Source organism: Raoultella sp. T31 (assembly GCF_002806725.1).
GTDB classification, from domain to species: domain Bacteria; phylum Pseudomonadota; class Gammaproteobacteria; order Enterobacterales; family Enterobacteriaceae; genus Klebsiella; species Klebsiella electrica.
Genome location: NZ_PIBO01000011.1, coordinates 86,147 through 100,502, shown reverse-complemented (window position 1 = coordinate 100,502; position 14,356 = coordinate 86,147). Strand labels below are relative to the sequence as shown.

Annotated in this window: 13 protein-coding genes; 2 read left to right on the top strand and 11 right to left on the bottom strand. The window is 55.3% G+C overall.

Going from position 1 to position 14,356, the window contains the following annotated elements; genetic code table 11:
• Window positions 1-22 precede the first annotated feature (22 nt).
• From CWM52_RS10535 to CWM52_RS10525, 3 genes are all read right to left on the bottom strand, one after another.
• Window positions 23-2,311, bottom strand: a complete 2,289-nt coding sequence (locus CWM52_RS10535) for a catecholate siderophore receptor Fiu (RefSeq protein WP_100684096.1) — start codon at window positions 2,309-2,311, stop codon at window positions 23-25.
• 272 nt (window positions 2,312-2,583) lie between these two features.
• The gene (locus CWM52_RS10530; RefSeq protein ID WP_100684052.1) at window positions 2,584-2,838 is read right to left on the bottom strand and encodes a DUF1471 domain-containing protein; all 255 of its coding nucleotides are present in this window, start codon (window positions 2,836-2,838) and stop codon (window positions 2,584-2,586) included.
• 156 nt (window positions 2,839-2,994) lie between these two features.
• Window positions 2,995-3,609 (bottom strand): flavin reductase family protein, encoded by a 615-nt coding sequence (locus CWM52_RS10525; protein ID WP_100684051.1) that lies wholly within the window; start codon window positions 3,607-3,609, stop codon window positions 2,995-2,997.
• Window positions 3,610-3,704: 95 nt separating this feature from the next.
• Between CWM52_RS10525 and rlmF the strand changes: the two genes are divergently transcribed.
• Window positions 3,705-4,625 (top strand): 23S rRNA (adenine(1618)-N(6))-methyltransferase RlmF, encoded by a 921-nt coding sequence (gene rlmF / locus CWM52_RS10520; RefSeq protein WP_100684050.1) that lies wholly within the window; start codon window positions 3,705-3,707, stop codon window positions 4,623-4,625.
• A gap of 47 nt (window positions 4,626-4,672) precedes the next feature.
• Here the strand turns inward: rlmF and ybiO are convergent, their stop codons facing one another.
• From ybiO to rhtA, 6 genes are all read right to left on the bottom strand, one after another.
• Complete coding sequence (gene ybiO / locus CWM52_RS10515; protein ID WP_100684095.1) at window positions 4,673-6,880, bottom strand: mechanosensitive channel protein; 2,208 nt, start codon at window positions 6,878-6,880, stop codon at window positions 4,673-4,675.
• Between the two features lie 115 nt (window positions 6,881-6,995).
• Entirely contained in the window at window positions 6,996-7,718 is a 723-nt protein-coding gene (gene glnQ, locus CWM52_RS10510) for a glutamine ABC transporter ATP-binding protein GlnQ (protein ID WP_004859814.1), read from the bottom strand.
• The gene (gene glnP / locus CWM52_RS10505) at window positions 7,715-8,374 is read right to left on the bottom strand and encodes a glutamine ABC transporter permease GlnP (protein ID WP_100684049.1); all 660 of its coding nucleotides are present in this window, start codon (window positions 8,372-8,374) and stop codon (window positions 7,715-7,717) included. The genes glnQ and glnP overlap by 4 nt, the downstream gene beginning before the upstream one ends.
• Window positions 8,375-8,523: 149 nt before the next feature.
• Window positions 8,524-9,270 (bottom strand): glutamine ABC transporter substrate-binding protein GlnH, encoded by a 747-nt coding sequence (gene glnH, locus CWM52_RS10500; protein ID WP_100684048.1) that lies wholly within the window; start codon window positions 9,268-9,270, stop codon window positions 8,524-8,526.
• Between the two features lie 414 nt (window positions 9,271-9,684).
• Window positions 9,685-10,188, bottom strand: a complete 504-nt coding sequence (gene dps / locus CWM52_RS10495) for a DNA starvation/stationary phase protection protein Dps (RefSeq protein WP_004859819.1) — start codon at window positions 10,186-10,188, stop codon at window positions 9,685-9,687.
• 248 nt (window positions 10,189-10,436) lie between these two features.
• A complete protein-coding gene (rhtA, locus tag CWM52_RS10490; RefSeq protein ID WP_100684047.1) occupies window positions 10,437-11,324 on the bottom strand; it encodes a threonine/homoserine exporter RhtA in 888 nt (295 codons plus the stop codon).
• A 353-nt stretch (window positions 11,325-11,677) separates the two neighbouring features.
• Here rhtA and ompX point away from each other — a divergent pair, with 353 nt between their 5' ends.
• Window positions 11,678-12,187, top strand: a complete 510-nt coding sequence (gene ompX / locus CWM52_RS10485; protein WP_100684046.1) for an outer membrane protein OmpX — start codon at window positions 11,678-11,680, stop codon at window positions 12,185-12,187.
• A gap of 104 nt (window positions 12,188-12,291) precedes the next feature.
• Here the strand turns inward: ompX and CWM52_RS10480 are convergent, their stop codons facing one another.
• Window positions 12,292-13,869 (bottom strand): phosphoethanolamine transferase, encoded by a 1,578-nt coding sequence (locus tag CWM52_RS10480; protein ID WP_100684045.1) that lies wholly within the window; start codon window positions 13,867-13,869, stop codon window positions 12,292-12,294.
• A 269-nt stretch (window positions 13,870-14,138) separates the two neighbouring features.
• Window positions 14,139-14,264: a manganase accumulation protein MntS gene (gene mntS, locus CWM52_RS10475; RefSeq protein ID WP_100684044.1), complete on the bottom strand. Its 126-nt coding sequence runs from the start codon at window positions 14,262-14,264 to the stop codon at window positions 14,139-14,141.
• Between the last annotated feature and the right edge of the window lie 92 nt (window positions 14,265-14,356).

The following is a 14,356-nucleotide window of genomic DNA, read 5'->3' as shown; positions in this document are numbered from 1 at the left end:
GGCGTTGCCGCCCCGTAGCGGATTAGAAATGCACGTTGGCGGTCAGCAGGAAGGTACGCGGTTCGCCCGGATGATAGCGGTAGCCGCTCTTGTTGATTGAAGCAACATAATGGGTATCGAACAGGTTATAGACGTTCAGCTGCAGATCGACGTTGCGGTTGATACGATAGCCCACTTTCGCATCAGCCACCCAGTAACCCTCGGTGTGGGATGGCGTACCGACGGCGCCGTCGCTGCCGCGATGCATGCTGCCGATGTAGCGAGCGCCTGCGCCCAGGGAGATGGCATCGGTTGCCTGGTACTGGTTCCAGAGGGTAAAGGCGTGCTCCGGCGTGTACGGCAGCGCGCTGGTGCCGTCCTGAGCGATGTTTTTGCCTTCACGGATGCTGGCGTGCTGCTGGGTATATCCGCCGATGACCTGCCAGTCCGCGGTGATATTACCGGCCAGCGACAGCTCGTAGCCCTCAACGCGTTTTTTACCGTATTGCGAATAGGTGCCGTCGTCGTTTTGCTCGACTTCGTTCTCAATATCGGTACGGAAAAGCGCTGCCGTCAGCAGCAGACGTTTATCTATCAGTTCCCACTTGGTGCCGACTTCGCTGGTCTTCGCTTTTTGCGGTTTAAAATCGGTACGGTTGGCGCTATTCCCGCTGCCGCCCTGGGCCAGGGCAAAGTTATTGCCGCCCGGAGGCTGCTGAGAGATAGCATAGTTGACGTAAACGTTGCCGCTGTCGGTCAGGTGATACAGCGCGCCGGCTTTCCAGTTCACCAGATTGCCGCTGGTGGAGGTATCAACTGTGGTTAGCGGGCTGTTTTTCGCCACGCCGTTCGGGCAGGCGACCGCGCCGCGCCCGGTGCCACCGCACAGGCTGGCGCTGTCATATTTGGTCTGATAGTTATCCAGACGGATGCCGCCGTTAAGCTCGAAATCACGGGTAATCTGCAGGGTATCGAAGGCATAGACGCCGAAGGTATCCGTCTGCCCGTTGGCGTTGGCACCGCTGCGCTCCAGACCGCCAACAGAGATGCTGCTGGTGGGATGGTAAATATTGACAGCCGGAGGCGTAAGCGGATAAACGCCGTAGTTAGTCTGTGTTTCCCGGGTCAGTTCGAAACCGGCGCTGATGTCATGCCCGATCGAGCCGGTATAGAACCTGGAGGTCAGGTTGGTCTGGTTGGTCAGAATTTTATTGCTGACATCTTTGGTGTTCGCCAGACGCGACCAGGTCCAGGTGCCGACATCGTTCGGGTCCGGCCGGGCGATGTTGGTCGCGCCGCCCATCACTGCGGTCAGCAGGTAATCCTGTTTTACGCGCGACCAGCGGGTGGTGTTGCGGATGGTGGTGTTATCGCTCAGGTCGTGCTCGAAGCGCATGGTTGCCGTATCGGTGGTGGAGTCGTCGTAGTCGGAATCCGTCCCATAGAAGTTGCTGGTGGCGACCTTACCCGAGTGATTGAGCGCCGCGGCACCAGAGGTTGGCGCGGAGTACCCCGGCAGACCGATGGTCGGAACACCGCCGTCTGGCGTGTTGTGCTGGGTCACATGCAGGTAGTTCAGGTACAGACGGTTCCCGGTGCCGAGACCAAATGCGGCCGATGGCGCGATGCCATAACGCTCGTTTTTGACATTATCGCGGCCGGCATCGTGGGTCTTTTCGCCCATCAGGTTCAGACGCACGGCGCTGGTTTCGCCGATGGCTTCATTGATATCGAGCGTACCGCGGCGGAACCAGGCGCTGCCGGCGCTGACGGAGGCATCGATACCGGAATCCAGGCGCGGCTGCTTGCTGATCATATTGATTGAGCCAGTCGGGGCGCTGCGGCCATAGTCAGAACCCGACGGGCCTTTAATCACTTCCACCTGCTCGGTGTTAAAGGTATCGCGGGTTACGCTACCGATATCGCGGACGCCGTCGACATAGATGCTGTTAGAGGTATCGGCCCCACGCATATAAATGGTGTCGCCGGTCGACGAGCTGCCGTTTTCCCCGGCATAGAAGGCCCCGACGCCGGGAACGTTTTTCAACGCATCGGTCAGGTTGGTTACGCCCTGATCTTTCATTACCTGGTCGGAGACCACGGTGACCGTACGGGTGGTATCGGCGAGCGGGCGGGAAAATTTGGGGTCGGCGGATTGCGTAGGGGCATACAGAGAGGGAGCCTGCGCTTCCACCACCAGCGTTTCTCCGCCATTTTTATCCGTGCTGTCTGCGGCCATAACCCCTCCTGTCGGCGACAGGCTCAGGCACACGCCGGTAAAGATCGCCAGCGAGCTAAAACTGCTGAACGGTAAATTTTGTTTTTTGTCCATTTCAATAAGCAACTTATAGTTTTGATTTAAGCCATTACGACCGCAGGCCCGATGATGCCGGTCCCCGACCACTGCAGGTGATTTATTAAAAATAACAATGAATTTGATAATGATTGTGATAATCATTATCAAATGACGGCGAATTTTTATCACTCATTGATAAAAAAATAAATACATTTCTTTACGTGAGCTGCATTTTTGTTACATAAAAGGGCGCAGTCGGCCATGAGGGTCGGAAACACCTTGGGTTCCGACCCGTTCAGCGCTGTGGATTATTTATAGATAATGGCGGTACCGGACATTTTATTCGCACCGCCGGCGGAGTTGATTCGCCAGGCTATCGCCCCTTTTTGATGGGCTTTTTCCGCCAGTTTTGCCTGCAGGTCATCCAGATTGCTGGCGCCAGATGCGGAGACGGTGCCTGCCGGGCGTAGCGGACCGCTCTCGACGGGAGACGGCGCGGCCTGGGCAATAAAAGAGGTGGCGGCAAGGGTGATTGCGGTGAGTAACAGCAGATTTCTTTTCATGAGCATATCCTCATTAACGGCATGGGACATACTTTAAGTTTAGGCTTTTACGTCAGGATAGACAGGATAAAAAACTGAAGCCAGACAATATCTTTTTTGCATAAACGATGGCCCGACCAGGCGCGTGCCGTGGGCCGGGCTGCACAACAAACCGGCTTAACGGGCGTCCGGACGGATCAGGTCGAAACGCAGATTTTCATCGATAGTGTAATAGGCACTCGGCCCGCCGGCGCGGAGAACCGGCCTGGCTTTAGCGGTCTGATAGACGCCATTTTCCAGCAACGACTCATCGATATGTACCGCGACCACTTCCCCCAGCACCAGCCAGCTGTCGACAGGCTCGCCATCGGCACGGGTCAGGCGAATACATTGAGAGAGGCGACATTCGAAGTTGACCGGGCTTTCCGCGACCCGAGGGGCGGCGACGATACGGCTGGCGGCGGCAGTCAGCCCGGCGCGGGCAAATTCATCTTCGTCGCGGGGGAGGCTGGCGGAGGTTTCGTTCATCGCTTCAGCCAGAGGGCGGGTGGCCAGATTCCAGACAAACTCTTTGGTTTCGACAATATTCTGTACACTGTCTTTCCAGCCGCTGCTGGCAAAACCGATAATCGGCGGCCGATAGTTAAAGCAGTTAAAGAAGCTGTAGGGGGCAAGATTACGATGACCCGCGGCGTCCAGAGAGGCTATCCAGCCGATAGGGCGTGGGCCGATAATCGCGTTAAGCGGGTCGTGCGGCAGGCCATGTCCCTGAGAAGGTTGATAGAAATACATAGAACACCCGTAACCGAATAAGAGATATCCAGACTCCCTTATTTACCGCGCCGCCGTCAACGGGTATCTTACGCGGCTGTTCAAAGGAGATTGCCATGAAAGCCCAGAAACCGGGGTTACACCCGCGTAACCGTCATCATCAACGTTATGATTTGCCCGCGCTATGCCAGGCTCACCCTGAGCTGCAAGGTTTTATCACCCTTAATCCGGTGGGTGAGCAGACCATCGATTTTGCTAACCCACTGGCGGTGAAGGCGCTGAATAAGGCGCTGCTGGCGCACTTTTACGCGGTGAAACACTGGGATATTCCGGACGGCTTCTTATGCCCGCCGGTGCCGGGCAGAGCGGATTATATCCACCACCTGGCCGACCTGCTGGCGCTGGATACCGGCGCCATTCCTGAAAATGCCAGTATTCTGGATATTGGCACCGGGGCAAACTTAATCTATCCGCTGATTGGCGCGCATGAATACGGCTGGCGTTTTACCGGCAGCGAAATTAGTCCGCAAGCGATCGCCAGCGCGCAGGCGATCGTTAACGGTAATCCGGGCCTCAGCCGCCAGATTCGTCTGCGTCGACAGAAAGAGCACGGAGCTATCTTTAGCGGCATTATTCATAAGAACGAGTGTTTTGATGCGACGTTGTGCAACCCGCCGTTCCACGACTCCGCTGCCAGCGCGCAGGCTGGCGGCGAGCGCAAGCGTCGGAATCTGGGACTGGGGGCGGACAGCGTGATGAACTTTGGCGGCCAACAGCAGGAGTTGTGGTGCGAAGGCGGTGAAGTGGCGTTCATTACGCAGATGATCCGCGAAAGCCAGCAGTTTGCTCGCCAGGTGAAATGGTTCACCTCGCTGGTGTCGCGCGGCGATAATCTGCCGCCGCTTTATCGCGCGCTGAGCGAAGCTGGCGCGGTGAAGGTGGTGAAAAAAGAGATGGCCCAGGGGCAGAAGCAGAGTCGCTTTATCGCCTGGACCTTCATGGATGAAGCTAAACGCCGCCGTCCGCTGGCGCGCTAAAGATCTACGTGGGCGGTCAGGTTCGCCTGGAATGTGCTCCGCCGTGGCTATAGCGTCAGTTCTGCGGGTGGCGCGGCGATGGGCGCTGGCGCCGGCAGAACCTGGTAGGTTTGCACCGGCGCCCGTATCCCGGCGAGGTCGAAGTGTTTCTTCACCTGGGTATCGAGAGCATAGCGTACCGTCCACTGCTTCAGCGGCAAGGTGGTGAAGGTGACCCGCAGGGTAAATGCCGTATTGCTCAGGCCGACAAGCCCGGCAAATGACGGCTCGCCAATCACCAGGCCGCGAATCTCCTGCTGGTCCATCACGTCGGCAACCGCATTTTTCAGCGCCTGAGCGGCTTTATCCAGATCTTCTTGTCTGTCGACATCGTAGTTGGCAACCACTGAACCAATGCCGCGCACGAAGTTCGCAAAGGTGGTAATCGAGGACCACGGGATAATATGGTACGCGCCGGTATCCTGGCGCACGCCGACGGAACGGATCGACATCCGTTCCACCGTGCCGGTTAACGGCCCGATGGTCACCAGGTCGCCGGTATTCATCCCGTTTTCAAACTGGATAAAAATGCCGGTGATAATATCTTTTACCAGCGTCTGGGCGCCGAATGAGATGGCCAGCCCCAGTGCACCGGCGCCAGCCAGCAGCGGCGCAATGTTCACCCCCACTTCGGAGAGCAGGATCATCGCCGTGATGGTGCTGATAATGACCGCCAGTGCGTTACGGAATAACGTCAGCAGCGTGCGGGCACGGGCCCCCGGTAGCGGGCGGCCGTGAATATCCGAGGCCAGGCGGTTTTCAATCAGGCTGGCGAGCAGCGTCCAGCCGATGGCGGAGAAGAACAGAATCAGCGCGATGCGAATCAGCACATCCACCGCTTTTTGTCCGGTGCCGTTTTGCATCCAGTTCCAGAAATCAAACAGTCCCCACGCGCTCATCAGCAGCATAATCGCCACACAGACCACTAAAATTCGCGCCACTTTTAGTGCGACGGAGATCCAGCCGTTCAGCCGCTTTTGCAGTTCAGGGTAGTTGCGCTGGGTCTGCGGCGACAGGGTGATGGTTTTTGCTATCCAGCGCGACAGGATACCGGAGAGCAGCGCGGCGGCGCCGATAATCGCCAGGCTGCGCAGCGTGGCGCCCATCATAAACTTCAGGCTGTTGCCGGGGTCGAACAGGGAGAAGAAAAACAGCACGATAAAGTAGAGGCAGGCCAGCCAGTGCCAGATGAGCGCAAAGGCGCGGATAAACAGGCTAAAGAAGGCCAGCGAGCGGTCTGCCAGGTGCAGCAATCCCTGGGTAATCCGCGTTTTATTACGGAAAATCAGATACAGCGCCCAGAGGGTGATGCACAGCATAATGACCACATTCGCCAGCGCGCCGACCTGGACGTTGACCTGATTAGAGATAATCGGCACTGCGACAATCAGGCCGTAGCCAATCAGACTGCTCAGCGCGCTCAGGCGCAGGCTCCAGTACTTCGCGCTCTCATCGCTGAGGTTAAACGGCCTCAGCTCCGCCACCCGCGGGCAGAAAATCAGCCGCAGAATCGCTTTAAAAAACTCGATGAGGGCGAAGGCATTCAGAAACAGGCTTTGTTGAAAGGCGATGGTCCGGTTTCCGCCGTTAAACCGATCGCTGAGCATCTGACCAACAAACAGCGTCAGCGCCAGCAGGAGCAGATCGCAGATAAACGCGCCGGCGATGGTGGCCGGAAGCTGTAGCCAGTTACCGCGATCGTGGTTTTTACGCCGCCCCCACTGACCCATTTTGCGATACAGCGGCAGCGCGGCGAGGCGGACCAGCCACCAGAAGGTGAAAACCAGTACGGCCAGCAGCAGGAAATGGCCGGCGGCGTTGCGAAAGGTATCGGCATGGAACGGCTTGTGCGCCGAGGCGGTGATATTGCGCCATAGCTGAGAAAAACGCGAAGCAAAGCGTTCACCGTACTCGCGGCTCACCTGGGTGACGTTTTCCAGGACCGTGCGTTCATCTTTCTCTTCCGGCGGCGCCAGCCTGGGCGTGCTGGCCGGCGGCGGCGTGGCGGCGGCAGAGCGCAGCTGGTCGATCAGTTCCTTGCGGGCGGCATCGTTTTCCAGCACGTCAGCCAGCGCCGCATAGGCGGCCTTTTTTTTCGCAAGGTCTGGTTCACTGCTGGCGGGTTGTTCAGCGCTCGCGGCCGGGACACCGGGTAGTGTGGCTGCTGAAAGCGGGGCGGTAAACAGCGTTGCAAGCAGTAACAGGATCCACGGCACGGGCGCCTCCATCTCATTCCAAAACCATTAAGTATAGAAGTTGATAGCGGGAGAGGCGGCGGGGATGTGTCTGGAAAGCAAGAGTGGCTCCCCGCATGCGGGGAGCCTGGGGTTATCAGGCAACGTGCTGCAGAAACTCGCGCAGGCGCGGGCTCGGCGGGTTTTTCACCAGTACCTGCGGATCGCCATCTTCGGCGATACGCCCTTTGTCGATAAAGATCAGTCGCGATGCCACTTTTTCAGCAAAACCGATCTCGTGGGTCACGATGACCATCGTCATCCCTTCTTCCGCCAGATCCTGCATCACTTTCAGTACTTCGTGACGCAGTTCCGGATCCAGCGCCGAGGTCGGTTCGTCAAACAGCATCATTTTGGGCTTTACCGCCAGGGCGCGAGCGATGGCTACGCGCTGCTGCTGGCCGCCGGAGAGCTCGGAAGGGTAGTGGTGCGCGCGTTCGGCGAGCCCCACTTTTTCCAGCAGATCTTTAGCCAGTTTTTCGGCGGCCTCTTTTTTAGCGCCGCGCACGCGCAGCGGCCCGAACATGACGTTCTCCAGCGCCGTCAGGTGCGGGAACAGATAGAACTGCTGGAATACCATCCCGGCTTCCTGACGGATCAGGCGCTCGTCGACTTTCGGGTCATTAACCTTCAGACCATCGACGATCAGTTCGCCGCTGGTGATCTCTTCGAGTTTATTAATACAGCGCAGCAGCGTTGATTTCCCTGAGCCGGATGGCCCGATAATCACCACGACTTCGCCTTTATTGATCTTCAGATCGATATCGTGCAGCACCTTGGTCGGGCCAAAGTGCTTGGAAACATTTTTAAATTCAATCACAGGATTTTCATCCTTCTTTCAAGACGGCGCAGAATAAAGCTCAATACCAGGGTGATTATCAGATAAATCACGGCAACGGCGCTCCAGATTTCCAGCGCGCGGAAGTTACCGGCAATAATCTCCTGGCCCTGACGGGTCAGTTCGGCGACGCCGATGACGATAAAGAGCGAGGTATCTTTGATGCTGATTATCCACTGGTTACCCAACGGCGGCAGCATGCGACGCAGCGCCAGCGGCAGAATCACGTGGCGGATAGTTTCGCGACGGGACAGGCCAAGCGCCAGGCCGGCTTCACGGAAGCCTTTGTGAATGGAGAGTACCGCCCCGCGGGTAATTTCTGCGATATAGGCGCCGGAGTTGATCATGATGGTCACGACCGCCGCCGAGAAGGGGTCAATGCGTAGATCATTGAACGCCATCGGCAGAGCGAAGTAGATAAACATGACCTGAACCACGATAGGGGTTCCGCGAATGATCTCGATAAAGACTAACGCAACGTGGTTCGCTATCCAGCCGCCAAAGCAGCGGGCGAAACCGGCGACGAGGCCGATTATCAGACCGCCGGCCAGGCCGAGGACGGAAATCCACAGCGTCATTTTGGCGCCTTCCAGCAAAATTGGAATGGCAGGCCAGATGGCACTCCAGTCAAACTGCATAATTCGTTCCTGTTACCGTGTCGAAAAACAGAGGCGCGCCTCTGAGAAAAGTGACTCAGGTCTGCGGCAAGGTGCTACCCGGATGGTGGCCAGGGGCCCTGTCCGGGTGAGCAGAATTCAGCAGACCTGTAAGCGATCAACTCTGATTATTATTTTGGCTCAGTACCGAACCATTTTTTGTAAATTTCGTTGTAGGTGCCGTTTTCACGCAGCGTTTTCAGCGCGCCGTTCACTTTCTCGCGCAGTTCGTCGCTGCCTTTCGGGAAGGCGATACCGTAGTTTTGCGCTTCCAGCGATTCCCCTACCGCTTTAAACTGACCGTGGCCAGCCGTTTTGATGAAGTACAGGATGTTTGGCGTGTCGTGCAGAACGGCGTCGGCGCGACCGGTACCCAGCTCCATATAGGCGTTATCGATATTCGGGAACTGACGCAGGTCTTTGGTTTTGATATTGGCTTTCGCGTAGTCAACGGAGCCGGTACCGCCTTTTACTGCCACGACTTTACCGTTCAGGTCCTTCACATCTTTGATGTCGTTGTTATTGGCTTTCACCATCACCAGCAGACCGCTCTTATAGTAGCCATCGGAGAACTCGATCGCTTTCTTGCGCTCTTCAGTAATGGTAATCCCCGCCAGCGCGAGGTCGATGTTTTTCGTTTGCAGGGCAGGGATGATGCCGCTGAAATCCATCGGTTTCAGGGTGTAGTTCAGTTTTAACTCTTTGGCGATGGCGTCCCACAGGTCGACATCAAAACCGACATACTTATCACCTTGCTTAAATTCAAACGGTACAAACGCCGTATCGGTCGCCACAATCAGTTGTTTTTCAGCGGCCTGAGAAGAAACCGCAAAAGCCAGGGTCAGTGCAGCCAGTGAAACTTTTAATACAGACTTCATAGCATTTCCTTTTTTATCCACGGGACGATCCCCTGCGAGAACGTTTAACCCTATGAAAAAATCGTGCCAGTTTTACAACTTGTTGTTTTATAACAGACCAAGTCTATCCTGTTGCACGGTTTCGGTTACAGGTCACGATAAATGCACCGCATTGGGGCGTCATTCTGGTGCGCCATAAACACGCCGAATAACAAGTGCATTTTTAACGCAAACACTGATGGTAAAACAATCTCGATGTAACGATTGTGTGAGGTGATTATTACAATTGTTTTACTTTTGTACGTATTTTGTGCATTGTTGTGCACTGAAATGGTGCGGGTGGGGAGCGAGGAAAAAATCAGGCGGCAGAGGTCAGGGTAAGCGGAAAAAAAACCGCCAGCGAGGCTGACGGTGATAGTGCGGGATGAAGCAGGATTATGCGATGTTGGCTTCGATGAACCACAGGAATTTATCCAGATCGCGGGAGGCGGCGGTAAAGATGTCGGCGGTGTCTTCATCTTTTGCTTCGCCGATCGCTTTACGCACGTCATTGGCCACAATCGCGTAGCGGTCAGCCAGCTCTTTCAGGTGATCCTGAACGTTGTGAATATCCAGCGGGTAGCTTTTTAGCGGAGTTTTGCTGTTGATCACCTGAGTGGTGCCCAGCGCGACGCCGCCCAGCTGTACAGCGCGTTCCGCCATGGTGTCGAGGTGGTCGGTCAGCGCGGTGCGGAAGCCATCCAGCATTTCATGAACGGCAATAAAATTGGCACCGCGCATATTCCAGTGAGCCTGCTTGGTAATCAGCGACAGGTCAATGAACTGGATCACCTGACGATTCAGCAGCTCGACGGTTGCTTTCTTCTCATTGTCGGCAACATCGTTGCGGGTATAGAGCAGATCGGATGCTTTCGTTTTAACCAGTTTTGCGGTACTCATAGTTTCATATCCTCTTGATATTTATACTCGTCATACATCAAATGTGAATTAAATGGAGCGCGTGTCCCCGGTAACTGATGGCACTAAGTATAGCAATGGATTGGAGTATGAAGAGGGTGGTAGTCCCTATCGGTTTGATAGCGCGGGGGCGTTGGCTATTTTGAAAAACGCGTGAAATTGCGTAAAAAGCCAGCGTGGGAGCGCGGTTCTGCGCGGGGCGAGACCGCGTGCAGAACCGGTAACGTCAGCTAGCTGATATCCACTTTTTCGATTTTGCTTGCCCGATGCATCGTCAGCGTCGAGCCCATCGAGGCGAGGATAATAGCTCCGAGCGCCAGAGTTTGCGTAAAGGTCAGCGTCTCCCCAAGAAATATCATGCCCGATAGCGCAGCGAGCGCCGGCTCCATGCTCATCAGGGTGCCGAATGTGCGGGTGGGCATACGGGTGAGGGCAATCATTTCCAGCGAGTAAGGCAGCGCCGTAGAGAGGATGGCGATGGCCAGTCCCAGCGGCAGCAGCGACCACTGGAACAGCGTGTCGGTCGCCTGCAGCATGCCCAGCGGCACAAAGACGACGGCGGCAATAAGCGACCCCATCGCCACCGTTGCCGGACCGTGTTCTTCCCCGGCCCGCTGGCCGGTCAGAATATAGACGGCCCAGCAGCTCCCGGCACCCAGCGCCAGCAGTGAGCCGGTCAGATCAACCTGCGCGACGTCTTGACCCAGCGGCAGCAGGAACCACAGCCCGAGCACGGCCAGAATGACCCAGACGAAATCGAGCGGACGCCGCGAGCCGAACAGCGCGACCGCCAGCGGCCCGGTAAACTCCAGCGCCACCGCAATTCCCAGCGGAATACGCTGAATCGATAAGTAAAACAGATAGTTCATGCCGCCCAACGTCAGACCGTATAAGAGGAGCGGCAGGCGCTGCTCTGCGCTAAAGCGCAGACGCCAGGGCTTGAAGATGATAACCAGAATCAAGGTGCCTAACGCCAGACGCAGAGCGGTCACCCCGGGGGCGCCGACGAGCGGGAACAGCGATTTCGCCAGCGATGCGCCGCTCTGAATAGAGACCATGGCGATTAAAACAACCAGCGTCGGCAGCCATGCCGGTATTTTGCGGGACGAGCCGGGCATCCTTTCTCCTGTCAGGGTTTGTCAAGTGCGGTAAAACTTCCAGTTTAAATGAATTAGCTGGCTACGGTTTATCTATTGTTGAAAAAAACGCGTACCGGAAGCGTACAATGCGGCGAGACGAGAAGAGAAATTAACCGGTTGATTAGGATTAATCTGGATGCACGAGCGGGGCCTTATCGGCCTTAATAGTAGGGTGTTCGCCAAAAGCGTTTGTTTTCCAGTTTGTTACAGAAATATGGAAACTTTTAGTTACATGAAAAGGTATGTTAGACAGTGTAAAGCCAAAAGAGTTTCCTGAAAGTTTTTGATATATTTAAGACTTAGGACTTATTAGAAACACATTTGAGGTGGTTATGAATAAAATTGCACGTTTTTCAGCACTGGCCGTTGTTCTGGCTGCATCCGTAGGTACCGCTTTCGCTGCAACTTCTACCGTTACCGGTGGTTATGCTCAGAGCGACATGCAGGGTGAAGCTAACAAAGCTGGCGGTTTCAACCTGAAGTACCGTTACGAGCAAGACAATAGCCCGCTGGGTGTTATCGGTTCTTTCACCTACACCGAAAAAGATCGTACTGAAGCTGGCGTATACCAGAAAGGCCAGTACTACGGCATCACCGCAGGTCCGGCTTACCGTCTGAACGACTGGGCTAGCATCTACGGCGTAGTGGGCGTTGGTCACGGTAAATTCCAGGACAACAGCTTCCCGAACAAGCACGACATGAGCGACTACGGTTTCTCCTACGGTGCAGGTATGCAGTTCAACCCGATCCAAAACGTTGCTCTGGACTTCTCCTACGAGCAGTCTCGTATTCGTAACGTTGACGTTGGCACCTGGATCGCTGGCGTTGGTTACAGCTTCTAATCACTTCGGTGATATAAAAAATCCGCCTCACAGGGCGGATTTTTTTTGCCTGAAATACGCGGCGTTCGCCGATTTGCCGCCGGGCTTTCCGGCGGCGAACCCTGCTAGTGGGTCGTGAACAGATCGCTACCCAGATGGGTATAGTCCACTTTCTGTAGCTGGAAGTTGGTGATATAGGTCGGCCCGGCAGCTTGTTCGGAGATGAAGCGGTAGCGAGGCTTAATCTCGGTGGCGCTGATCCCGGTCCACTGTGAGAAGAAGCCGAGGAAATCGTTGGCGGAGCGCCGTGCTTTAATCACTTTATGCGCTTTATCATCGCTGGACAGCACCATAAACGGCACCTGGAAATTCTGCTGGTACTTATCATCGTGCGCCAGGTACTGAACCTCTTTACCGCGTTCTTTAAAGGCCAGACCGTGATCGGAAAAATAGGTCATTGAGAAGCTTTCACCCGAATTCTGCAGCTGATGATAGAGCTTGCTCAGCAGGGTATCGGTTTGCGTCATGCTGTAGAGATAACAGGATGTCTCTTTTGATTGCACAAAGACGGTATATTTCCCTTTGGTACGATCGCAGGCCTGCGGGTGAGATCCCATCAGATGCAGGACGATCAGCTGCGGCTGGGTCCGCTGCACGGAGAGCACCTGCTCGGTGAGCTTCAACAACTGCTCATCCTGCGTATTTTTGTTGGCCTCAAAGTCGCCATTCTTGAGGAACTGCACCTCATCCGCACGCTTTGCGATGCTGGCTATCGCCGTATCGTATTCGCCAATCTGCCCCTGATTGGAAAACCACCAGGTCTGGAAGCCGGCGCGGTTCGCCAGCGTGACGAAGTTATCCTGATATTGCGGTTTGCCGTCCACTACCCGGTTGAGCGTTAAGCCGAGTGATTTTTGCGTCGAACCGCTGGCGGAAATGTAGTCATTAAACAGATAGCCGTTAACCGAGCTGGCGAACGGGGTGTTGTCCCACTGGCCGCCAAACGCCCCGAGCGCATCGCGGCGCGCGCTCTCTCCGATGACCACGACGTAAAGCTGATATTTGGGTTTGACCGCCAGCACATGCCAGCTGTCTTTCATATTGGCCAGTTGCGTCATGCGCGCCTGCTCGTCCAGCACTTCATTATTGTTGACCACCACGTCTTTCACGAAACGGAAGGCGGGGTAGCCGGTATCAATCACTTTGAAGACGCCGCCCCACGCCAGATTCTGCACCGGCTGCAGAAAGAAGATGCCGATGCTGAACAGCAGCCCAAGGATCTCCATTTTGCTCCACGGCTTACGCTCTTCCGGTTTGCGACGCACGGCAATCACGCCGAGCGCAAAAATAAAGACCGCCAGCAGGTAGTTGTACCAGGGAAAGATGGTCAGAATTTCCGTGGACTCTTCGACGTTGGTGGCATGCAGCGCCAGCAGCGTGTTGAAGTTGGGGGCGCCATACGCCTGGCCAAACGGGTAATACAAGGCGGCAAGCAGCGAGTAGCCTCCCACCACGACTTTTTGCATCCGCGGGGCATGACGCCACAGCAGATGTAGCACGCATGTAAATGCGACGGTATAGAGCAGACTCAATTCATAGCCGAGTGCGAGGTTAATCAGCAGAGACTGGAGAAAATAAAATCCTGTCCACGGGTTAAGGACTAATCCGCGAGCGACCAGCGTTTCTTTCAGGGTGACATTCATAGTTATTAATCAAAAAGACGCCATGTGCATCCCCTGGCATCAAGGGGTAAAACCTGCTGGACAGTGCCTGAAGAGGGTCTCTGCGAGCCGCAGTAGTGGCAGGGCTGACAAAAGATAGGGCTTGCAAATGATAAGGTCAACCGGACATAACGGATTGTTTTGAGAGAAAGCTTACAAAACTTGAAAAAAGCGGCGAGAGTGCGGGAAAACGGGTCAGTTTGACAGGAGATTATGACAAAAAAATGAAGCGGCGTGCCGCGACGCCGCATTTAGTGATGGGGTTTTTCCTGGCGATTCTTGCCGTTTATCATGTCGCACAGCATGTTAATTAGCATTAAACGGACTTGAAAAGGGGAATGAGTAAACACGCGTAAGCACCTCTTGAATTCGTTCATGGGACCTCCTGTAATTTCGCCCTTCGCTCCTTGAAGGATGTCTGCATTACATACAGATATAGCACAGGCTATATTTTATAGCTATGGCTAAA

What these genes read in the sequence shown, in the direction of transcription:
- CWM52_RS10535 (WP_100684096.1), bottom strand. Translation starts at nt 2,311, where the DNA reads ATGGACAAAAAACAAAATTTACCGTTCAGCAGTTTTAGCTCGCTGGCG.
- CWM52_RS10530 (WP_100684052.1), bottom strand. Translation starts at nt 2,838, where the DNA reads ATGAAAAGAAATCTGCTGTTACTCACCGCAATCACCCTTGCCGCCACC.
- CWM52_RS10525 (WP_100684051.1), bottom strand. Translation starts at nt 3,609, where the DNA reads ATGTATTTCTATCAACCTTCTCAGGGACATGGCCTGCCGCACGACCCG.
- rlmF (WP_100684050.1), top strand. Translation starts at nt 3,705, where the DNA reads ATGAAAGCCCAGAAACCGGGGTTACACCCGCGTAACCGTCATCATCAA.
- glnP (WP_100684049.1), bottom strand. Translation starts at nt 8,374, where the DNA reads ATGCAGTTTGACTGGAGTGCCATCTGGCCTGCCATTCCAATTTTGCTG.
- glnH (WP_100684048.1), bottom strand. Translation starts at nt 9,270, where the DNA reads ATGAAGTCTGTATTAAAAGTTTCACTGGCTGCACTGACCCTGGCTTTT.
- dps (WP_004859819.1), bottom strand. Translation starts at nt 10,188, where the DNA reads ATGAGTACCGCAAAACTGGTTAAAACGAAAGCATCCGATCTGCTCTAT.
- rhtA (WP_100684047.1), bottom strand. Translation starts at nt 11,324, where the DNA reads ATGCCCGGCTCGTCCCGCAAAATACCGGCATGGCTGCCGACGCTGGTT.
- ompX (WP_100684046.1), top strand. Translation starts at nt 11,678, where the DNA reads ATGAATAAAATTGCACGTTTTTCAGCACTGGCCGTTGTTCTGGCTGCA.
- CWM52_RS10480 (WP_100684045.1), bottom strand. Translation starts at nt 13,869, where the DNA reads ATGAATGTCACCCTGAAAGAAACGCTGGTCGCTCGCGGATTAGTCCTT.
- mntS (WP_100684044.1), bottom strand. Translation starts at nt 14,264, where the DNA reads ATGAACGAATTCAAGAGGTGCTTACGCGTGTTTACTCATTCCCCTTTT.